General features: G+C 70.9%; 18 protein-coding genes and 1 pseudogene. 11 read left to right on the top strand and 8 right to left on the bottom strand.

Annotated features, from left to right (window positions below):
• Window positions 1-11: 11 nt before the first annotated feature.
• The gene (locus ABZ370_RS36610) at window positions 12-1,499 is read right to left on the bottom strand and encodes an alpha/beta hydrolase (protein WP_358630299.1); all 1,488 of its coding nucleotides are present in this window, start codon (window positions 1,497-1,499) and stop codon (window positions 12-14) included.
• A gap of 66 nt (window positions 1,500-1,565) precedes the next feature.
• Complete coding sequence (locus ABZ370_RS36605) at window positions 1,566-1,997, bottom strand: ATP-binding protein (RefSeq protein ID WP_358630296.1); 432 nt, start codon at window positions 1,995-1,997, stop codon at window positions 1,566-1,568.
• A 115-nt stretch (window positions 1,998-2,112) separates the two neighbouring features.
• Between ABZ370_RS36605 and ABZ370_RS36600 the strand changes: the two genes are divergently transcribed.
• From ABZ370_RS36600 to ABZ370_RS36575, 6 genes are all read left to right on the top strand, one after another.
• A complete protein-coding gene (locus ABZ370_RS36600) occupies window positions 2,113-2,943 on the top strand; it encodes a helix-turn-helix transcriptional regulator (RefSeq protein WP_358630293.1) in 831 nt (276 codons plus the stop codon).
• The gene (locus tag ABZ370_RS36595; RefSeq protein ID WP_358630290.1) at window positions 2,940-3,116 is read left to right on the top strand and encodes a DUF397 domain-containing protein; all 177 of its coding nucleotides are present in this window, start codon (window positions 2,940-2,942) and stop codon (window positions 3,114-3,116) included. The genes ABZ370_RS36600 and ABZ370_RS36595 overlap by 4 nt, the downstream gene beginning before the upstream one ends.
• Window positions 3,117-3,189: 73 nt before the next feature.
• Window positions 3,190-3,870 (top strand): FadR/GntR family transcriptional regulator, encoded by a 681-nt coding sequence (locus tag ABZ370_RS36590; protein WP_358630288.1) that lies wholly within the window; start codon window positions 3,190-3,192, stop codon window positions 3,868-3,870.
• A gap of 339 nt (window positions 3,871-4,209) precedes the next feature.
• Window positions 4,210-6,045 (top strand): cellulose synthase catalytic subunit, encoded by a 1,836-nt coding sequence (locus tag ABZ370_RS36585; protein WP_358630285.1) that lies wholly within the window; start codon window positions 4,210-4,212, stop codon window positions 6,043-6,045.
• Window positions 6,046-6,048: 3 nt separating this feature from the next.
• Window positions 6,049-7,992, top strand: a complete 1,944-nt coding sequence (locus tag ABZ370_RS36580; protein ID WP_358630282.1) for a kelch motif-containing protein — start codon at window positions 6,049-6,051, stop codon at window positions 7,990-7,992.
• A gap of 9 nt (window positions 7,993-8,001) precedes the next feature.
• Window positions 8,002-8,883, top strand: coding sequence for an immunity 49 family protein (locus ABZ370_RS36575; RefSeq protein ID WP_358630279.1), 882 nt, complete (start codon window positions 8,002-8,004; stop codon window positions 8,881-8,883).
• 48 nt (window positions 8,884-8,931) lie between these two features.
• Here the strand turns inward: ABZ370_RS36575 and ABZ370_RS36570 are convergent, their stop codons facing one another.
• The 4 genes and pseudogenes from ABZ370_RS36570 to ABZ370_RS36555 form a co-directional block, all read right to left on the bottom strand.
• The gene (locus ABZ370_RS36570) at window positions 8,932-10,011 is read right to left on the bottom strand and encodes a glycoside hydrolase family 6 protein (protein WP_358630276.1); all 1,080 of its coding nucleotides are present in this window, start codon (window positions 10,009-10,011) and stop codon (window positions 8,932-8,934) included.
• A gap of 613 nt (window positions 10,012-10,624) precedes the next feature.
• Window positions 10,625-11,275 (bottom strand): annotated as a pseudogene (locus ABZ370_RS36565) (class F sortase); the annotation flags it as partial.
• Window positions 11,268-11,849, bottom strand: coding sequence for a hypothetical protein (locus tag ABZ370_RS36560; RefSeq protein WP_358630273.1), 582 nt, complete (start codon window positions 11,847-11,849; stop codon window positions 11,268-11,270). The pseudogene ABZ370_RS36565 and the gene ABZ370_RS36560, both read right to left, overlap by 8 nt.
• Before the next feature lie 105 nt (window positions 11,850-11,954).
• Window positions 11,955-12,737: an HAD-IIA family hydrolase gene (locus tag ABZ370_RS36555; RefSeq protein ID WP_358630270.1), complete on the bottom strand. Its 783-nt coding sequence runs from the start codon at window positions 12,735-12,737 to the stop codon at window positions 11,955-11,957.
• Window positions 12,738-12,912: 175 nt separating this feature from the next.
• Here ABZ370_RS36555 and ABZ370_RS36550 point away from each other — a divergent pair, with 175 nt between their 5' ends.
• Complete coding sequence (locus ABZ370_RS36550; RefSeq protein ID WP_358630268.1) at window positions 12,913-13,101, top strand: antitoxin; 189 nt, start codon at window positions 12,913-12,915, stop codon at window positions 13,099-13,101.
• A 12-nt stretch (window positions 13,102-13,113) separates the two neighbouring features.
• Here ABZ370_RS36550 and ABZ370_RS36545 read toward each other — a convergent pair whose 3' ends face one another.
• Together ABZ370_RS36545 and ABZ370_RS36540 are read right to left on the bottom strand one after the other, a co-directional pair.
• Complete coding sequence (locus ABZ370_RS36545; RefSeq protein WP_358630265.1) at window positions 13,114-14,694, bottom strand: hypothetical protein; 1,581 nt, start codon at window positions 14,692-14,694, stop codon at window positions 13,114-13,116.
• Window positions 14,695-14,811: 117 nt separating this feature from the next.
• A complete protein-coding gene (locus tag ABZ370_RS36540) occupies window positions 14,812-15,894 on the bottom strand; it encodes an ROK family transcriptional regulator (protein ID WP_358630470.1) in 1,083 nt (360 codons plus the stop codon).
• Between the two features lie 67 nt (window positions 15,895-15,961).
• Between ABZ370_RS36540 and ABZ370_RS36535 the strand changes: the two genes are divergently transcribed.
• The 4 genes from ABZ370_RS36535 to ABZ370_RS36520 are packed head-to-tail and all read left to right on the top strand — an operon-like array spanning window position 15,962 to window position 19,528.
• The gene (locus tag ABZ370_RS36535) at window positions 15,962-17,074 is read left to right on the top strand and encodes a Gfo/Idh/MocA family oxidoreductase (protein ID WP_358630262.1); all 1,113 of its coding nucleotides are present in this window, start codon (window positions 15,962-15,964) and stop codon (window positions 17,072-17,074) included.
• Window positions 17,071-17,547 (top strand): heme-degrading domain-containing protein, encoded by a 477-nt coding sequence (locus tag ABZ370_RS36530; RefSeq protein WP_358630259.1) that lies wholly within the window; start codon window positions 17,071-17,073, stop codon window positions 17,545-17,547. Before ABZ370_RS36535 ends, ABZ370_RS36530 begins: the two co-directional genes overlap by 4 nt.
• 54 nt (window positions 17,548-17,601) lie before the next feature.
• On the top strand, window positions 17,602-19,008 hold the full coding sequence (locus ABZ370_RS36525) for a DHA2 family efflux MFS transporter permease subunit (RefSeq protein ID WP_358630256.1): 1,407 nt from the start codon (window positions 17,602-17,604) through the stop codon (window positions 19,006-19,008).
• 7 nt (window positions 19,009-19,015) lie between these two features.
• Window positions 19,016-19,528, top strand: a complete 513-nt coding sequence (locus ABZ370_RS36520) for a GNAT family N-acetyltransferase (RefSeq protein WP_358630253.1) — start codon at window positions 19,016-19,018, stop codon at window positions 19,526-19,528.
• The last annotated feature ends 87 nt before the right edge of the window (window positions 19,529-19,615 follow it).

Raw genomic sequence — 19,615 nt, 5'->3', positions numbered from 1 at the left:
CCCTTTGGGGATTACCTGGACACGCAGACGGTGTCCCGCTGCGGGCGCTCGCCCGTCGCGAGGAAGTGGGAGACCGTCCGGTCGCCGCAGGCGTTTCCGTTGGCGAGATAGGCGCCGTGGCCGGTGGAGTTCACGGTCACCATGACGGCGCGGCCCCCGAGGGCTGCGCGGAGTTCGCGGGCGCCGCTGAGGGGGGTGGCCACGTCACGCCGGTTCTGGACCATGAGGACGGTGGAGGGGCCACGGTCGGTGATCCGTACCGCGGGCTCCTGCGGCGCGTACGGCCAGGCGGCGCACACCGTCGCGCCCCTCGGCATCCCCGCGGTCAGCGGGTACGTGGCGCGGCTCTCGGCCACCCCCTTCTCGTACGCGGCCGCGGACCTGGGCCAGGCGACGTCGTTGCAGAGGGTGGCAACACTGCCCGCGATGGCGTTCTGTAGGACCGCGGCGGGCGGCGCCTGGGGCGCGGGCGGCACGGTGCCCTTCCGGGCGGCCAGCATCAGCCTGGCCAGGGCGGGATAGTCGTCGGGGTCGTAGAGGCTGTCCAGCATCATCTGGCGGAACACGTTGCCGTTGAGCTGTTCCGGGTTGGCGCCGGGCCACGGAAGCGGCTCACGGTCGAGGCGCCCGGCGAGACGAATGAAGAGGCGGCGCACCTCGGCCGCGGTCCCGGCCACCCGGTCGGGGTTGCCCGGCCGGGACGCCCACCTGGCGAACTCGGGGAAGTTGTCCTCGGCACCCACCTCGAACGCGGCGAACCAGGCCCGGTGTACCCGTACGTGGTCGGGGGTGCCGTTGCTGTCCAGCACGAAGCGATCGGTGCGGTGCGGGAACAGCTCGTTGTAGACGGCGCCGACGTACGTCCCGTACGAGACGCCCCAGGCGGAGATCTTCCGCTCGCCGAGCGCAGCCCGGATGCGGTCAAGGTCGCGGGCCTCGTTGGCGGTGCTGATGTGCCGCATCAACGGGCCGCCGTTGCGTGCGCAGGCTTCCGACATCCGCCGCGCGGTGGCCATGCTCTCCGTGACGGAGCCGTCGGGGGCGGGCCAGGGAAGGAGCTTCGTCCGAGCGAGGTCACCTGGTTCCACGTCGCAGCTGACCGGAGTGGAGCGGCCGTACCCCCGAGGATCGAACCCGATCAGGTCGTACCTGTCCCGTACTTCCTGCGGCAGCTTCTGCCCCTCCTCCGAAGGCTGGTCGAGGCTGCCGCCGCCGGGTCCGCCGGGGATCATGAACAGGGCGCCGCGGCGTGTCTTCGGGTTCTCGGCGGGGATACGGGAGAACGCGATGGTGATCTTCTTGCCGTGCGGGTCGGCGTAGTCCATCGGCACCTCGATGGTCGCGCACCGCTGCCGCGGATCGAAGCCTGTTCCCTCGCACGTCGTCCAGTCGACGTGCGGTGTTCTGGGCGCGGCGGACGCCGTGGCGGCGGGGACGGCGAGGCTCAGGACGGCGGCGGAAGCGGCGAACAGGGCTGCGTTTCGCTTGATGCTCGTCATACGGATGAGCTTCGCCCGCCCCGTCCATCACCGACATCGTGCCAACGGGCCTGTGTGCGCGGGGGTTTACCCCACAGGGTTCCCTAGGGTGACGTGCGCCCAGACGGTTTTGCCGGGGCCCCGGCGTTCCTTGACGCCCCAGCGGTCGGCCAGGGCCTCGACCAGAAGCAGGCCACGGCCCTGTTCGTCGACGGAGGTCGGGGTCTTCGGGGTGGGCCGACGGTCGTGGGTGTCCGACACCTCGATCTCCAGACGGCCGGTCTCGTGGTCGTACCGCAGCAGGAGGGCGAAGTCCCGGCCGGGGACGCGGCCGTGAAGGACGGCGTTGGCGGCCAGTTCGGCGACGACGAGGACGGCGGCGTCGCTGGGGGCGAGGCCCCAGGAGGTGAACTGGTTCGCGGCCAGCAGGCGGGCGAGCCGGGCCCCGCGCCGGGTGGCGGAGAATCGCTGTGCGAACGTACGTACGGTGACGGGGACTTGGCCCTGTGGTGCGGTCATGGGCGGAAGCGTTGCGGTGTGGCGGGGGCTCCGGCCAGGTATGACACCCACCCAGTTTCGTCTGTACCAGTTGACTCGCTGGACTGGGGCGGTCACCGGGCGTGACCATGTACGTATGGGAGCAGACAACAGCGAACCCGAAGTGTCGGACAGCCTCAAGACGTTTGGCGCCGTTTTGAAGGCGCTGCGGGATGAAGGGGGCCTGACGCAGGAGCAGTTCGCGCCGCGCGTGCGGTACTCGGTGACGTACGTCGCCAAGATCGAGCAGGGCCGCCGCTTCCCGCCCAAGGAACTCGTCCCGCGAACGGAGGAGGTCTTGGGCCCCTTGGCCGCGCGGGTTCTGGGCGCGGCGTACCGCACTCTGATGCGGAAGGCGGGCCTCGCGTCGTGGTTCAGCCCGTGGGCGGACATCGAGGAAGAGGCCGTGTCGCTGTACACGTATGAGTGTCGGGCGATTCCTGGGCTGCTCCAGCCCGAGCCGTACATCAGGACTGCCTTCGAGCAGAGGCTGCCGCCGCTCTCGGAGAAGCAGATCGAAACACAGGTGACAGCCCGCCTGGAACGGCAGCGCCTTCTGACCGAGCGGCCGAATACGGCGTTCAGCTTCGTGATCGAACAGGCGCTGCTGGACAGGGGCTTCGGGGGCGTCGAAGTCACCAAGGCCCTTCTGGACCATCTGCTGGAGCAGATGAACCGCCGGAACGTGGAGATCCAGGTGATGCCGCTCCGTCGGGAGACCCACGCGGGTATCGACGGGCTCATGTATCTCGCGGAGACTCCTCAACATGAGTGGTTGGGATATTCCGAGGGCCAGCAGTCCAGCGTCCTCATCACCAACCCGAAGGACGTGAGCGCGATGCTCCAACGCTATGGCAAGCTGCGTTCGCAGGCACTCGGCCATGAGGCCACGATGAACCTGCTTGAGCAGATGCGAGGAGTGGAATGACGACCCCTGAACTCGAATGGTTCAAGAGCAGCTACAGCGGGAGCTCCGGCGACAACTGCGTCGAGGTCGCCATACGCCCCGACACCGTCCACATCCGCGACTCCAAGGACACCCAGCTCGACCAGCTCATCGTCCCCCGCGAGGTCTGGGCCGCCTTCACCGCCCAGCTCTGAGGGAACACTCCGCGCCGCTGCCGCTAAGCTGACCGAATCGGAGGTGGCGGTGGCGGCGCAGGCGCGTGGTGGGATGGCTGGCGACATCCAGGAGCGCATCAAACGGCTCATCATCGACCAGCGACTCCCCTCCGGGGCCCCGTTGCCCACCGAGACGGAGCTGATGGAGCTGCTCGGCGTCAGCCGCAACTCCGTGCGCGAGGCGCTGAAGGCACTCCAGGCCATGGGGATCGTCGAGATCCGGCACGGCTTCGGGACATACGTGGGGCCCATGTCGATGGCGCCCATGATCGAGGGGCTGATCTTCCGGACCGTCGCCGGTCACTACCGGGGCGAGGACAGCCTGCTCCAGCTGCTGGAGCTGCGCGAGGCCGTCGAGACGGGGCTGATCGCGCGGCTCGCGGGGCGGATACCCGAGGCGGATCTCAAGGCGCTGGACGCGATCGTGCGGCGGATGGAGAGCGAGGCGGCCGAGGGGGCCGTGCGCAGCGAGACGGATCGCGCGTTTCACGCCGCGTTGTACGGGAGCCTGGACAATACGCTGCTCAGCGAGGTGCTGGAGGCGTTCTGGGACGCGTTTCACCGGGTGCGTACGGACCTGGTCGACGTACCGACCGACCCCCACGTCACCCTCACCCAGCACCGCCACATCCTCGAAGCGGTACGGTCCGGGGACGCCCTACGCGCCGAAGAGGCGATTCGCGACCACTTCTGCAACATTCGCAACAGACTGCGTTCCCCGCATCACGAATAAGCCGTTTTCGCGACCGCCCGCCACGCCCCCTCATTGCGCACCTTTGTCCGAATAAGGGCGCGTTTCGGATTGCGATCATGCGGGCGCCTTCGAGACCCTGATCTGGGTGCATCGCACACCAACACAGCCTGTGACACGGGGTGTTGGGGTGGACCGGGGGGAAACCGGACGGGAGGGGTCCGGCACACTTCGCGCACAAGCAGAAGGCGGCCATTCCATATTCGATTCCATTCGACGGGTCCGGTCGCTCCACTATCGTGCCCGTACGGCCGTGGGGGGTCGTGCCGGCCAGGAGAACGTGACGACACGCAGCCAGCCCGCGTGCGGGGGGAATGACTCATGACGTCGACGCCGACAGGCGCCCGGCAGCATTCGCATGACCAGGATTCGCGTAAGCAGGGTTCGTACGACTCGTCCGCCACGACGCGCTTACGCATCCCGCGTCAGCAGCGGAACCACCGGCGGCGGCCGCTGCCGAAGTACGACTACGAGCACTACAGCAGACTCGCGGGGCCGCTGACCCGGCCCGACCCGTCCCAGCCGTACCGCGTGCGCTACCGCAGCCTGCTGGCGGACGAGCCGCACCGCATCCGCGCGGCGCTGCTGCTGGGGGCGGCGCCGCTGGTGTCGCTGGGGCTGCTGGTGTGGCTGATCCAGCCCGCGCACTGGACCGACCGCACCGGCACCAGCCCGACCATGGCGGTGCTGGACACGGTGATGCTGGTGTCGATCGGGCTGATCGAGTTATTCCGCACGATGAACGTCACGTCCAACGCGCACGCGACGCTCGTGGCCCGCGATCCGGTCCCGGTCGTGCCCGAGAGCGGTACGAAGGTCGCCTTCATCACCACGTTCGTGCCCGGCAAGGAGCCGATCGAGATGGTGACGAAGACGCTCCAGGCGGCGGTCAGAGTACGCCACCGGGGGGAGCTGGATGTCTGGCTGCTGGACGAGGGCGACGACCTTGAGGTGAAGGAGGTGTGCGCGCGCCTGGGCGTGCACCACTTCTCCCGCAAGGGCGTCGAGAAGTGGAACCAGGCCAAGGGCCCGTACCGGGCGAAGACCAAGCACGGCAACTACAACGCCTGGCTCGACGCCCACGGCGACGCCTATGACTTCTTCGCCTCGGTCGACACCGATCACGTCCCGCTGCCGAACTACCTGGAGCGGATGCTCGGTTACTTCCGCGACCCGGACATCGCGTTCGTCGTCGGCCCGCAGGTGTACGGGAACTACGACGCGGCGGTGACGAAGGCCGCCGAGAGCCAGCAGTTCCTGTTCCACGCGCTGATCCAGCGCGCCGGGAACGCGTACCGCGCGCCGATGTTCGTCGGCACCAACAACGCGGTGCGGATCAGCGCCATCAAGAGCATCGGCGGGCTGTACGACTCGATCACCGAGGACATGGCCACCGGCTTCGAGCTGCACCGCCACCGCAACTCCGCCACCGGGCGGAAGTGGGGCTCGGTCTATACGCCGGACGTGCTCGCCGTGGGCGAGGGGCCGAACGCCTGGACGGACTTCTTCACCCAGCAGCTGCGCTGGTCGCGCGGCACGTACGAGACGATCATCGGGCAGTTCTGGAAGGCGCCCTTCTCACTCCCGGCGGGCAAGCTCTTCAACTACACCCTGATGGTGATCTTCTATCCGATGTCGGCGCTGAACTGGATTCTCGCCGGGCTCAGCTGCGCGCTGTTCCTCGGGTTCGGGGCGTCCGGCATCCAGATCGATCCCGCCATCTGGATGATGCTCTACGGCAATGCCTCCGCGCTCCAGATCGGCCTGTACATCTGGAACCGGCGGCACAACGTCTCCCCCCATGAGCCGGAAGGGTCGGGGGGCGTGGCCGGGATGGTGATGTCCGCGATGTCCGCGCCGATTTACGCACGCTCCCTGATGGATGCCGTACTGCGCCGCAAGAGCCGCTTCGTCGTCACCCCCAAGGGCGACTCGTCGAGCCCCGACACCCTCTTCGGGACATTCCGAATCCACCTTTTCTTCCTGGTGGTCTTCGGCGGGTCGCTCGCCTCTTCCTTCTACTTCGGCCACAGTCATCCAGCGATGACCGTTTGGGCATCACTCGCCCTGGCTATCACAGCCGCTCCGATCATCGCCTGGCGGTGGACCGTCCGCCAGGAGAAACGGACAACGCAGCCCGCTCTTGGGGGACGATAAGACGTGAAGTACCGACCGAGTCGCCGCACCCGCCGCTTCGGAATCGGTGCGGCGGCCGTGACCGTGCTGGCCGGGATGAATGGCCCGGCGCTCTACCGATTCAGCTCCGTGCAATATCACGACTACAAGATCAACCAACCGGAGTACAAGGCCGAGAACGGCCATTGGGACGTGATGAACGTCCCGAAGGAATATCGGATCAATACGATCCACGCCGCCCTGCTGCACACCGGAAAGGTGCTGCTGGTCGCCGGTTCCGGGAACAACGCGAAGAACTTCGACGCCAAGTCGTTCCGCACCGTCCTATGGGACCCAGACAAGAACACCTACCGGAACATCCCCACGCCCAAGGACCTCTTCTGCTCCGGGCACACCCAGCTCCCGGACGGAAAGCTGCTGGTGGCGGGCGGTACACAGCGGTACGAGAAGCTCAAGGGCGACGTCGAGAAGGCGGGCGGGCTGATGTTCGTCCACAACGAGGACCCGGACAAGCCGAAGACCTTCCCGTCCGGCACGCGCTTCACGGGCAAGGAGAGCGGCAAGCTCTTCGAGTCCAAGGACCCGGTCCTGGTCCCGCGCGCGAAGAAGAAGACGAACGCCAAGACCGGGAAGGTCACCGTCACCGCCAGCACGGCGCGGGTCTATGTCGAGGCGCGCCGGAAGGGCAAGAAGTACCAGACCGGGACCGAGGACAATTATCGGATCGCCGGTCTGAAGGGCAAGGACAAGCAGAACTTCTACGGCATCGCGCAGAAGCTGTCGTTCGACAAGAAGGACTTCCAGGGAATCAAGCAGGCGTACGAATTCGACCCGGAGTCGGAGCGCTACATCCCGGTGGACCCCATGAACGAGGCCCGCTGGTATCCGACCCTGACGACCCTCCAGGACGGCAGGGCGCTGGCCGTGTCCGGGCTCGATGAAATCGGCCAGGTGGTGCCGGGCAAGAACGAGATCTACAACCCGAAGACGAACAAGTGGAAGTATCTGCCGAAGCGGCGCTTCTTCCCCACCTACCCCTCGCTCTTCCTCACCGAAAAGGGCCGCGTCTTCTACACCGGGTCGAACGCCGGATACGGACCGGACGACAAGGGCCGCACCCCGGGGATCTGGGATCTGAAGAGCAACAAATTCCAGGTGGTGCCGGGCATCAGCGACCCGAAGGTGCTGGAGACGTCGATGTCGGTCATGCTGCCGCCCGCGCAGGACCAGCGGTTCATGGTGCTCGGCGGCGGCGGCGTCGGCGAGTCCACCGCGGCCACCGCCAAGACCCGGATCGTCGACCTCAAGGACGATCAGCCACGGTTCAAGAACGGTCCGGACATGTACGAGAAGGCGCGCTACCCGAGCAGCGTCATCCTTCCCGACGACACGATCCTGACCACCAACGGCTCCGGCGACTACCGCGGCCGCGGCGACACCAACGTGCTGAAGGCCGAGCTGTACAACCCCAAGACCAACCGCACCCGCGGCGTCGCCGACCCGCTGGTCGGGCGCAACTACCACTCGGGCGCGCTGCTCCTGCCCGACGGACGCGTCATGACCTTCGGCTCCGACTCGCTGTTCAGCGACAAGGCGAACACCAAGCCGGGCGAGTTCCAGCAGCAGATCGACCTCTACACCCCGCCGTACCTGTACCGGGACTCCCGCCCGAAGCTCACCACCGACGGCAAGCCGAGGACGGTCAAGCTCGGCGCGAGCACCACGTACAAGACCGCACACGCCTCGGCGGTCAAGAAAATGCGCCTGCTCCGCCCCAGCTCCTTCACCCACGTGACCAACGTCGAACAGCGCTCGATCGCACTCGACTTCAAGCGGACGAAGGACGGCATCACGGTCACCCTGCCGAAGGACCCGTCCCTGGTGCCACCGGGCTACTACATGCTGAACGCGATCGACGAGGAGGGGACGCCGTCGAAGGCGGTATGGGTGAAGGTGCCGAAACGTTAGTCTCGCCGCATGACCAAGGACGGCATAGCCCTGCCCCGGCGGGTCGTTTCCCGCCACCCCTTTCCGACGGGGAACGCGGCGGCGGGCCTCGCCGTGCTCCAAGAGGACTCCTCAGAGCTGATCGAAGGACTTGAGGCCGACTCCAGCGACCTGGGTGAAGCCCTGCGCACCGCGCTCGTCCTGGCGAAGTCTCACTGCCTGCTGGACACCACGGGGCAGAAGCTCCCCTCGTGGGAGTCATGGGTCAGTGCGATGCAGCTCGGGTCCGCCGTGTTCGCCGCCGCGACCACCACCGAGCCGACCGTGACCTGCCGTATCGCGGACAAGGACCGTACGCTCCAGGCCACGGGAGTGCAGCCGTACACGAACGCGGGCACCTGGCTCACCGCCTTCTACCTGGCCGTGGTGTGCCGGGAGAGGGACCGGATCACGGCCCTGTGCCGGGTGCCGATCTCCCTGCTGCGGGAATCCGGGGCGCAGTTCGATGAGTTCCAGTACCAGTGGATCGAGACGCTCCAGGAGTACTGGGTCGGCACCGGCGATATCGTCCCGACGCTGACCGCCGCTGTCCACGGGACGGACCCGGAGGCGTCCACCCTCGCGGACTCGGAGACGGTGGCGAAGCTGCTGTATCCGCCGATGGAGCTGTTCCACCGGTTCATCACGCGGAACAACGAGGAATTCAACCGGTCACTCGACTACGCCCTGCAATGGCACAAGGACTACTGGAGCGAGGAGAGCCGGGCTATTCAGAGCTCGGGACTCGTCGCCCTGGCCCCGCTCGCGATGGTCTGCTTCGCCCGCGATGCGGGCATGCCCATCGAGGTCGAGTCCGAGTACCTGCCCAGCGCGCTCTTGGACCGCTCTTGGATCGGCGAGTTCCCGACCTGAGGCTGAGCGCGGCCCGCACCGCTCGCGGTGCGGGCCCTCGTGCCGGCTCTACTCGGCGTTCCGCGCCAGGTCGAGTGCGTAGCGGGGCCACCACTGGCCCGCCTTGGGGCCGCCCTTGCAGGGGCCGTCGGACTCGCCCGGGCGTTTGATCCAGAGGTAGGCGTCGACCTTCGGGTCGCCGGTCGCGGTGGTCGGCGGGTCGCCCAGGGCTCGGCCCTTCGGGTTGCACCAGGCTTCCGGGTCGTCCTTGCCGGGGGCCGGGCCGTTGCCGTTGCGGCTGGTGTCGATCACGAAGGGCTTGCCGCCGACCATCGCGGACAGCTTCTTGCCGTAGGCCTTGTTCTCCGCGGTGGTCTGGTAGTTGGAGATGTTGAGCGCGAAGCCGTCCGCCTTGGCGATCCCGGCGCGCTTGAGCGGCCCGGCCATCGCCCGCGGGTCCTTGATCCAGTGCGGGTTTCCGGCGTCCAGGTAGACCTTGGTGCGGGGCAGGCCCTTGAGCTTGTCGACGGCGCCGGTGAGCAGGTCGTAGCGCTCCTCGTGGAACTTCTTCGGCGTGCAGCCGTCCGCCACGTGGGGCAGCGCGTCGGGCTCCAGTATCACCGTGGCCGGGCGGTCGCCGATGCCCCGGACGGCCTTGTCGAGCCACGCCCGGTAGGCGGCGCCGTCCGCCGCACCGCCCTTGGAGTACTGACCGCAGTCGCGGTGCGGGATGTTGTAGAAGACCATCAACGCGTCGCGGTCGGCGTGCGCTGCGGCCTCGGTGAAGCCGCGCGCCTGGCCCTCCGGGTTGTCCACCCCGAGCCACTCCGCGACCGGCTGTCCGGCGATCTTCTGTATCAGCTGGGCGTCGTCGGCCTTCTTCGCCTTGCGGTACGCGGCGACCTGCTTGGCGGCGCTGCCATCGGGGTTGACCCAGTAGGGCACGGTGGCCTTGGGGCGCTGCTTCTGACGGGCCGGTGGGGCGGCGCGATCGGTTCCGCTGGAGCCCTCGGAGGCGCCGAAGCAGCCGGTGAGCGTCGCGAGCGACAGCAGCGCTCCGGCGGCCGCCACGCCGTTGCGCCTGAGATTCCGCTTACGGTCGTGGTGACGGGCAACCGTGTGCCGACGGCCGGTGCAACTGCCGTACATCCACTCCCCCTTGGGTGCACGCTCCGGGGGCGGACAGTGGGCCCCCGGGTGGGACAAGCCGGTCGAATCCATCCTTGCACAGGGCCCTGGCCGCCCGGGCCCGCATCCTCAACCGGAGGCGGGTTTTCGCCCGTCCGGCGCGATTCGCACGGCGTTCTACCGACGGAAGCGGCGGCGCAGGCTCCGGCGGAGGCGGCCCCGGCGGGGAGCGCGGGCCGCCGGGTGTCGCGCGCCGAGGTCATGGCTGACCGGGCGCCATGGGTGGTCGGGGGACTCGATCGGTGCTTTGCGTTCCGCTTGCGCCCTGACCTCCAGGTGGGACTGATAGCCCGACACCTGCCACGCCTGGTCATGCGCCGCCACGGCCGCGCGGATCGCCGACCCCGCGACGCCCCGACGGCGGGCCAGGACGGCCAGCCAGGCGAAGAAGCCCATGATGGCCACCAGTGCGCCTACGAAGATCAGATACGGCAACCACCCACCCATGACCGGAGAACGGGCGGGCGTCAGCCCGCGTTCCCGGGGGTGGTTCGGGGGGTGGGGGGGTTGCGCTGGGGCTGATGCTCGTACTTGTGCTGGGGCTCGTGCTCTTGCTCTTGCTCGTGCTCGTGCTCGTGCTCGTCAGGTACGCGGACACCACAACGTTCGCCGAGTACGTCCGGGTCTTCCGGTCGAACCGTCCGCCGCAGGTGATCAGCCGCAGCTCCGCCCGGCCCCCGGTTCGCGCCCCGTACACCCGGCGCGCGTCGAAGTGCTTGGCGGTCACCATCGCCACGTCCTCGACCGTGAACTCCGCCGTCGAACCGTCCGACCGCGCGACCCGGAGCGTCTCGCCGCGCCGGAGGTCGCTCAGCCGGTAGAAGACCGCGGGCTTGGAGCGGGTGTCGACGTGGCCGACCAGCAGCGCCGCCCCCGCCGTGCCCGGCTCGGGGCCGCCCCGGTACCAGGCGACGGAGTCCGCGCGGCTGAAGGGCGGCGGCTTCACGGCCCCCTTGCGGTCCAGGCCCGCGCCGATGACCGGGGCGTGGACCCCGGCCGCCGCGATGTCGACCCGTTCGGGGCGGGCGGCCGGGAGTGGGGTGTGCGCCGCGGGCAGCGGGTGGGCCGGGGGGCGGCCGACCGCGGCCGCGTCCCCCGTCATCGGCGCCGGGGCGCCCGTACCGTCGGTGATGTCCCGGCCCCACATCCACAGCCCGAGCAGCAGCGCCACCCAGGCCAGGCCCATGGCCAGCCGTCCGGCTCCGGCGAAGCGCGAGTCAGACATCGCCACCCACCCGCTGCCGACGCCGTCGTACCGCGAGCCCGGCGACGGCCACCGCCGTACCGCCGGACAGCACCAGGCCGTACGCCTCCGCGCCGCCCATGCCGTCCCGTGGCCACCGGTCCTCGGCCCCGGCGGGCCGTGGGGCACCGCCGCCGCCCGCGCGGACGGGTGCGACGGGCGAGGGTGGGCGCTCCACGGCGACGGAGACCTTCCCGGTACCGATGCCGGGGCCAGGGCCGGGGCCGAGGCCCGGGGCCGCGTCGCCGCAGTCGACGGCGACCCGGTGTGCGCCTTTGGTCGCCGTCGAACGGATCGTCGCCTCGCTGAACAGCCCGTCGCCGTCGGGGGTCAGCTCCGCGTCGTCGACGAACACCGGCGAGGTGGCCGTCGCCGCCGTGCCCTGGCAGCCGAAGGCCCGCACCTCCACCTCGGTGCCGGGCGGGATGGCGAGCGGACTGACCCGGATCGTGGCGGTGCCGTCGTGGCGCTGATCGGCGAGTGCGGGGCCCGAGGCGATGAGGCAGAGAGTTGCCGTGAGCGTTGCCGTACAGAGTGTGAGGGCGGCGATGCGCATCGTGAACCTCCCACCACGAGGCTCACGCGCCCGGCCGGGCCCCGCATCCGCTGCGGACCCGGTCCTGCTCCATCTGGGTGCGTCGGCGACTGCTCGGACGACTGCTCAGACGACGCGGTCCACGAGGTCCGCGATCGAGTCGACGACGGTGGACGGCCGGTACGGGAAGCGGTCGACCTGCTCGGACTGCGTCACCCCGGTGAGCACGAGGAACGTCTCCATGCCCGCCTCCAGACCGGCCCGCACGTCCGTGTCCATCCGGTCGCCGATCATCGCGCTGGTCTCGGAGTGCGCCCCGATCGCGTTCAGCCCGGCCCGCATCATCAGCGGATTCGGCTTGCCGACGAAGTACGGCTCCTGGCCCGTCGCCTTGGTGATCAGCGCCGCGACCGAGCCCGTGGCGGGCAGCGCGCCCTCGGCCGAGGGGCCGGTCTCGTCCGGGTTGGTCGCGATGAACCGGGCTCCGTCGTTGATCAGGCGGATGGCCTTGGTCAGCGCCTCGAAGCTGTACGTACGCGTCTCGCCGAGGACGACGTAGTCCGGCTCGACATCGGTCAGTACGTAGCCGATGTCGTGCAGGGCGGTCGTCAGCCCCGCCTCCCCGATGACGTACGCGGTCCCGCCGGGGCGCTGCTCGTCCAGGAACTGGCCGGTGGCCAGCGCCGACGTCCAGATGTTCTCGACCGGTACGTCGAGGCCGATGCGGGAGAGCCGGGCGTGCAGATCGCGCGGGGTGTAGATGGAATTGTTCGTGAGCACGAGGAACGGCCTGCCGGACTCGCGCAGCCGCTTGATGAAGGCGTCGGCCCCGGGCACCGGTATGCCCTCGTGCATCAGCACCCCGTCCATGTCGGTGAGCCATGACTCGATCGGCTTACGCTCTGCCACTGGTTGCTCTCCGCTCGGCTTGACCGTTTGTCCCTTTGTCCGTTCGACCGTCTGGGCGACGTCCACAGCCTAACCGGGGGCCGCTGAGCCTCAGCGCGACAGACCCGCACAGGTGTCCGATCCTGAGGGGAGGGGGAACGCGAGCCGACGGTAATCCGACGGTAAGGAGACCGCCATGGGCATCATGGACAAGCTGAAGGACGCGATCGCCAAGAACCCGGACAAGAGCCGACAGGCCGCACGCAAGGGGGCGGACACCGCCGACAAGAAGACCGGCGGCAAGCACTCGGATCAGGTCCAGCGCGGCGCGGACAAGGTCGACGACGAGCTCCGCCGCCGGGGCGAGGGGCCCCGGGGCGGATAGCGGCAGCGTCCCTCAGCGCCTTGCGCGCCGGGACTTCACGACGAGGGCGGCGCCCCCGGCCACGAGTCCGATACTGACGACGCCGAGCCCGGCGAGTCGGACGTCACGGCCCGTCGCGGCCAGCTCGGGCTTCCGGTGCTCGGGGTGGTGGGCGCCGTCCTCGTTGTCGCGCCGATCGGTGTCGGTGTCGCCCTTGTCGGGGTCGGTCTTCTCGGAGCCCGGGTCGTCGCCCGTTTCGTATCCGGGGTCGTCGGATGCGGGCGGGGTTTCTTCGGTGCCGGGGTCGGTGCCGGTTTCGTAGCCGGGGTCGGTGCCGGTTCCGGTTTCCGGGTCGGTGCCGGGGTCGGTTCCGGTCTCGGTTCCCGGGTCGGTGCCGGTCTCAGTTCCCGGGTCGGTGCCGGTCTCAGTTCCCGGGTCGGTGCCGGTCTCAGTTCCCGGGTCGGTGCCGGTCTCGGTGTCTGCTCCGGTGTCGGAGGTGTCCGTGTCGGTGCCGGGGTCCGCCTCCGTGTCCGCCTCGTCCGTGTCCGCCTCATCCGTGCCGGTGCCCAGATCCACGTCCGCGTCCACGTCCTCGTCGGTGCCGGAATCCGCCGGGTCCTCGGTGCCGGTGCCCTGGTCCGTCTCGCTGTCGGGGCTCGGCGGCACCGCGACGGGGCTCCGGTCCAGGCGGCGGGCCGGGCTCGGCACGGCACTCGGCTCAGCGGCCGGGTCGGTGCTCAGCTCGGTCTCGGGCAAGGCCTCGGGCTCGGTCTCGGGGTCGGCCTTGGGATCAGCCTTGGGCTCGGTCTGGGGGTCGGTCTTGGGCTCGGCGCTCGGTTCGGGGTCCAGCTCGGCGCTCGGCTCCCGCTCCGGCTCGGCGCTCGGCTCAGCCTGCGGTGGGGCGCTCGGCTTCGTGTCCGGTACGGGCGCGTCCGCCCCCGACGTACCGTCCGCGCCGGGGACCGCCCCCGCGTCGATCCGGAACGCGTAGTCGTTCGACTGGCCGACCCAGCTCCCGTCGTCCGCGCGCCGCTGTACGGCGATGGCGTTGGCCGTGACCGGGCCCAGAGGGGCGTCGGAGGTGAAGCGGGAACGTATGCGTACGTCGACCGTCTTGCCCGCCGCCACCGTGAACCCCTTGAAGTCCTTCTCGAACACCCCGACGTTCTCGTCCTCGTCGGTCGTCTCGAAGGAGACGTCCCGCCAGGTGCCGCCGTCCGCGTACGGGTCCAGGAACTCCAGCTGGATCTGGCGGGGCCGCAGCGCATGGCCCTGGTCGGTGAGGACCGCGACGGGGTGGATCGCCCGGCATCCGGTGTCCGTGGTGTTGCGCAGTTCCAGATGCCACTGCTGCCACCCGGCGCCCCGCGCGTAGTGGTCGGGCCCGCCGCGCAGCCGGGTCTCTATCGGGAAGTCGGAGGTGGTCTCGTCCCCGCAGGCCGGGGCGGGTTCAGGGGCGGCGGCGTACGCGTGCGCCCCGACCCCGTACAGGGCCGGGGCGAGCGCGAGCGCGGCCGCGGGCAGGGCGGTACGGACGGACCGGGCGGTACGGAGAAACCGGGCAGTACGGAGGGAGCGGGCGGCACGGAGGGACAGGGCGGTGGGCAGGCGCATGGGTGACCTCTGCTGGCAGCGGCGTATCCCCGAGCACTCCGCCACATTCCGCGTGGGCACGCCGACACACCGCCGGGGCCGCCGATTGACCCCGACTGGCCGTCAACAACCCCTCGATCAGCCCAGTGCGAAGAGCGGGGCGAGCACGAGCTGTGCCGCGCCCTCGACCACCGCCCGCGCCCCGCCGCGTACGACGTCGACCGGGACCGTGGGGCGGTTGGTGCGGGCGGCGTCCTCGGCGAGCACGGCGGCCACGCCGCGTGCGTACGGGGCGGGGTCGGCCAGCACGATCCGGCCGCCGAGCAGCACCCGGTCGATGTCGAGGAGCCGTACGAGGTTGGCCGCGCCGACGCCGAGCAGCCGGGCAGCGTGCGCCTGTTCGCCACGGGCCACGGCGGCCAGGCACAGGGCTTCGAGGCAGCCGTGGTTGCCGCAGCCGCAGCGCTCCCCGTCGAGCTGGACCACCTGGTGGCCGAACTCCCCCGCGTCCGTCCGCGCGCCCCGGTACACGCCCCCGTCGAGGACGAGCCCGGCGCCGAGGCCGGTGCCCAAATGCAGATACGCGAACGAATCGACGGCCGGGGCCGCGAGGCCGAGGGCGGCGGCGTTGGTGTCCTTGTCGAGGACGACGGGCAGACCGAGCCGTCCGGCGAGCGCGTCGCGCAGCGGGAACCCGTCCCAGTGGGGGAAGCCGGTGACCCGGTGCAGTACGCCGGAGCCGTGGTCGAGCGGGCCGGGCGCGGCGATCCCCACCCCGAGCAGCCCCTCCCCGTCGGTGTCGCCGATCAGCTCCTCGACCTCCGACGCCGCCTCCGTCAGCGCCCGTTCCGCCTCGGCGCCGAAGTCGAATCGTGCGGTACGGAGGGCCACCGGCGTGCCCGCGAGGTCGACCAGGACGGCCGTCAGCTCGTCCCGGTCCAGGTGCAGGCCGATCGCGTGGCGGGCGTCCGGGACCAGGCGGAGCACGGTGCGCGGCTTGCCGCCGGTCGAGGCACGGCGGCCCGCCTCGGCCGCCAGGCCCTCGGCCCGCAGCCGGGCGGTGATCTTGCTGACGGCCTGCGGGGTGAGGCCGGTGCGGTCGGCCAGCTCCAGCCTGCTGACCCCGTCCTCGCCCGCGTCGCGCAGCAGGCGCAGGACGAGGGCGGCGTTGTGGCTGCGCAGGGCGGACAGATTGGCTCCGGGCCCGGCCGCCCCCGACATCGTGCTGTTCACTCCCCCATTGTGGCCATCGCTTGCGCTTTCGCAACACTGTTGTCAAAGTGGCGGCATGGATGCCAACAGCAGGGATGCCAACAGCAGGGACAGCGCGCTCCGGGCGGGACTGATCGGTTACGGCCTCGCGGGCTCCGTCTTCCACGCCCCCCTGATCGCCGCCGCCGAAGGCCTCGTGCTCGACACCGTTGTCACCGCCAGCCCCGAGCGGCAGCGGCAGGCCCGCGACGAGCATCCCGGCGTGCGGATCGCCGCGTCCGCCGACGAGCTGTGGGCCCGCGCCGGTGAGCTGGACCTGATCGTCATCGCCTCCCCCAACCGCACCCATGTCCCGCTCGCGCGCGCCGCGCTCGAAGCCGGGCTGCCGGTCGTCGTGGACAAGCCGCTGGCCGCGACCGCCGCCGAGGCCGAGGAGCTGGCCGCGCTCGCCGAGGCCCGTGGGCTGCTGCTGAGCGTCTTCCAGAACCGCCGCTGGGACAACGACTTCCTCACCCTGCGCTCGCTGCTCGCCGACGGCGCGCTCGGCGAGGTGCTGCGCTTCGAGTCGCGCTTCGAACGGTGGCGGCCGCAGCCGAAGGGCGGCTGGCGCGAGTCCGGCGACCCGGCCGAGATCGGCGGGCTGCTGTACGACCTGGGCAGCCATCTGGTCGACCAGGCGCTCACCCTCTTCGGCCCGGCCGTCTCCGTCTACGCCGAGGTCGACGTGCGCCGCGCCGGGGCGCAGGCCGATGACGACACCTTCATCGCCGTCCACCACGCGAACGGCGTCCGCTCGCAGCTGTGGATGAGCGCGATCACCGCCCAGCTCGGCCCGCGTTTCCGGGTGCTGGGCAGCGAGGCGGGCTACGTGAAGTACGGTCTCGACCCGCAGGAGGCGGCTCTCCGCGAAGGCCTGCGCCCGGCGGAATCCGGGGCGTGGGGCGCCGAGCCCGAGTCCGCGTGGGGTCGGCTGGGCGCGGGCGAGTCGCCGCTGACCGGCGGCGGACGGCCCGTCCCCACCGTTCCCGGCGACTACCCCGCGTACTACGCCGCCATCGCCACCGCCCTCCGCGACGGCACCCCGCCCCCGGTCACCGCGGCCGAGGCGGCGGCGGCGCTGCGGGTGCTGGAGGCGGCCCGGGTGTCGGCGGCGGAAGGCCGTACGGTCCACATCGGGGGCGCCGCGTGAGCACCCAGGACATCGCGGACCTCATCGCCCGCCTGGAGGAGCACGAGCGCCGACTGCGCTTCTCGTCCTTCTCCAACGACGACGCCTGGCGCCTCGGCTGCCTGATCGCCGAGCTGGCCGAGGAGCGCGACGCGGCCATCACCATCGGCGTACGACGCCATGGCCAGCGCCTCTTTCACCGCGCCCTGCCCGGCACCTCGGCCGACAACGACGCCTGGCTGGAGCGCAAGTGCCGGGTCGTCGACCGCTATGCCGCCTCCTCCTATCTCGTCGGCACCCGGTTCCGGGCGAAGGGCACGACCTTCGAGGAGTCCTCCCGCCTCGACCCCGACCGCTACGCCGCGCACGGCGGCGCCTTCCCGCTCCATGTGACGGGTACGGGCGTCATCGGCACCGTCGCCGTCTCGGGCCTGCCACAGGCGGAGGACCACGCGCTGGTGGTGGCGGCGCTGGAGCGGTTCCTCTCCGTCTGAGGCGGCGGCATCGCTTCGCCGGGCGCCGAAGCGTTCCGCGCCTACGGTGAGGACATGGCGACGGAAACCGGCACCCCGGACATATCGACCCCGCGTACATCGGCGCGCATCCTGTCGTTCGCGCTGGTCGCGGTGTGTACGGGCTACTTCATGGTCATCCTGGACAGCACGATCGTGAACGTCGCCCTGCCCGCCCTGCGGACCGATCTGCGGGCGGGCGTGAACGGCCTCCAGTGGGTGGTCGACGGCTATCTGCTGGTGCTGGCGGCCGGGCTGCTGTCCGGCGGGGCGCTCGCGGACCGCTTCGGCGCCCGGCGGGTGTTCCAGGCCGGGCTCGGGGTGTTCGTGGCGGCGTCGCTCGGCTGCGGGCTGGCCCCCGGCATATCGCTGCTGGTGCTCGCGCGAGTGGCGCAGGGCGCCGGGGCGGCGCTCTCGGTCCCGGCCTCGCTGGCGCTGCTGCGGGCCGCGTACGCCGACCGGACGACGCGCGCCCGCGCGGTCGGGGTGTGGGGCGGCATCGCCGGGGTGGCCGCGGCGGGCGGTCCGCTCCTCGGCGGCGTCCTGGTCGCCGAGGTCGGCTGGCGGTGGGTGTTCTTCGTGAACGTGCCCATCGGGCTGGCCGCGATGGCGCTGACCCAGCGGTACGTTCCGGCGCCGCGCGCGCAGACCGGCAGGGGGCTGGACCCGGCCGGGCAGATCGTCGGCGTCACGGCGCTGACCGCGCTGGCCCTCACCATGATCGAGGGCGGCCGCTCCGGGGTGGACGCGCTGGTGGCGGCCGGTGCGCTGGTGTTCGTCCTGGCGGCTGCCGGGTTCGTCGCCGTCGAACGGAGGGTGCGCGCGCCGATGCTGCCCCTCGGGCTGTTCCACGCGCCCACCTTCGCCGGGGGCACGGCGGTCGGGCTGCTGATCAACCTCGGCTTCTACGGCGAACTGTTCGTCGTCAACCTCTACTTCCAGCAGACCCTGCACTACTCCGCGCTGCGCGCCGGGCTCGCGCTGCTGCCGCAGATGGGCGTGGTGGCAGCCGGTTCGTGGCTGTCCGGGCGCTTCACCGCCCGGGTCGGCAGCCCACGGCCCACGATGCTCATCGGCCTGGTCACGGGCGGGGCGGGGCTGCTCGGGCTCGCCGCCGCGGTGGGGCACGTTCCGTATCCACTGCTGGTGCTGCCGCTGATGGCCACCGGCTTCGGGATGGCGTTCACCATGCCCGCCGCGACGACGGCCGTCACCGACGGCGTGCCCGGGGAGCGGGCCGGGCTCGCCTCCGGCGTGATCAACGCGTCCCGGCAGACCGGCGGCGTCATCGGCGTCGCCCTGCTCGGCGCCCTGGCCGGTGGGGGCGCCCTGGCCGGGGCGGGGGCCCTGGCCGGGTTGTATACGGCACTGGCCATCGCGGGGCTGGCCTTCCTCGCGGGGGCCCTGATCACCCTGCGCACCGTCGACCGCGCCATGCCATGATCCTGCGGTGCCCTCGCAGATACGTCCCCGCACCGGCCAGGACCTGGCGGCCTGTGCCACCGCGCTCGCGACCGTCCAGCGGGCCGACCGCTACCCGGTGCACTGGCCCGACGACCCGGAGGGCTGGCTGACACCGGACGGGATGCTCGGCGCCTGGGTCGCGGCCGAAGGCCCCGCCGTACTCGGCCATGTGACGCTCACCCGGACCGATCCCGCCCTCGCGGACGCCATCGGCGCACCGGCCGAGGGGCTCGCCGCCATCGCCAGACTCTTCGTCACCACCGCCGCACGCCGCCGCGGCCTGGCCGCCGAACTGCTCGGCCACGCGGCCCGGACGGCGGTGGCGGACGGGCTGCGGCCCGTACTGGAGGTCGACTCGGGCGCCACCGCGGCCATCGGGCTGTACGAGCGCACCGGGTGGCGCTTCGTCAGGGCCATGACCTCCGACTGGCACACCGCGGACGGACGACTCGCCGTGGTCCACGCGTACAGCGGGCCGGACGGACCTGCTGGTCATTGAACACTTCCGGCCCCCGGGCCGTACGGGTAACGGCGGCCCATGACCCCCGAGCCTGGTCCGCCGTGTCACCACCGGGCCCCGCACGGA

This window comes from Streptomyces sp. NPDC005962 (assembly GCF_040629205.1).
Lineage (GTDB): Bacteria > Actinomycetota > Actinomycetes > Streptomycetales > Streptomycetaceae > Streptomyces.
Note: the sequence above shows the minus strand (reverse complement) of the source record. Positions and strands in the feature narration are given on the sequence as shown.

Bases quoted from the DNA above. Each gene is read 5' to 3' on its own strand.
- ABZ370_RS36610 (WP_358630299.1), bottom strand. From the start codon at position 1,499: ATGACGAGCATCAAGCGAAACGCAGCCCTGTTCGCCGCTTCCGCCGCC.
- ABZ370_RS36605 (WP_358630296.1), bottom strand. From the start codon at position 1,997: ATGACCGCACCACAGGGCCAAGTCCCCGTCACCGTACGTACGTTCGCA.
- ABZ370_RS36600 (WP_358630293.1), top strand. From the start codon at position 2,113: ATGGGAGCAGACAACAGCGAACCCGAAGTGTCGGACAGCCTCAAGACG.
- ABZ370_RS36595 (WP_358630290.1), top strand. From the start codon at position 2,940: ATGACGACCCCTGAACTCGAATGGTTCAAGAGCAGCTACAGCGGGAGC.
- ABZ370_RS36590 (WP_358630288.1), top strand. From the start codon at position 3,190: ATGGCTGGCGACATCCAGGAGCGCATCAAACGGCTCATCATCGACCAG.
- ABZ370_RS36585 (WP_358630285.1), top strand. From the start codon at position 4,210: ATGACGTCGACGCCGACAGGCGCCCGGCAGCATTCGCATGACCAGGAT.
- ABZ370_RS36575 (WP_358630279.1), top strand. From the start codon at position 8,002: ATGACCAAGGACGGCATAGCCCTGCCCCGGCGGGTCGTTTCCCGCCAC.
- ABZ370_RS36570 (WP_358630276.1), bottom strand. From the start codon at position 10,011: ATGTACGGCAGTTGCACCGGCCGTCGGCACACGGTTGCCCGTCACCAC.
- ABZ370_RS36560 (WP_358630273.1), bottom strand. From the start codon at position 11,849: ATGCGCATCGCCGCCCTCACACTCTGTACGGCAACGCTCACGGCAACT.
- ABZ370_RS36550 (WP_358630268.1), top strand. From the start codon at position 12,913: ATGGGCATCATGGACAAGCTGAAGGACGCGATCGCCAAGAACCCGGAC.
- ABZ370_RS36545 (WP_358630265.1), bottom strand. From the start codon at position 14,694: ATGCGCCTGCCCACCGCCCTGTCCCTCCGTGCCGCCCGCTCCCTCCGT.
- ABZ370_RS36540 (WP_358630470.1), bottom strand. From the start codon at position 15,894: ATGTCGGGGGCGGCCGGGCCCGGAGCCAATCTGTCCGCCCTGCGCAGC.
- ABZ370_RS36535 (WP_358630262.1), top strand. From the start codon at position 15,962: ATGGATGCCAACAGCAGGGATGCCAACAGCAGGGACAGCGCGCTCCGG.
- ABZ370_RS36525 (WP_358630256.1), top strand. From the start codon at position 17,602: ATGGCGACGGAAACCGGCACCCCGGACATATCGACCCCGCGTACATCG.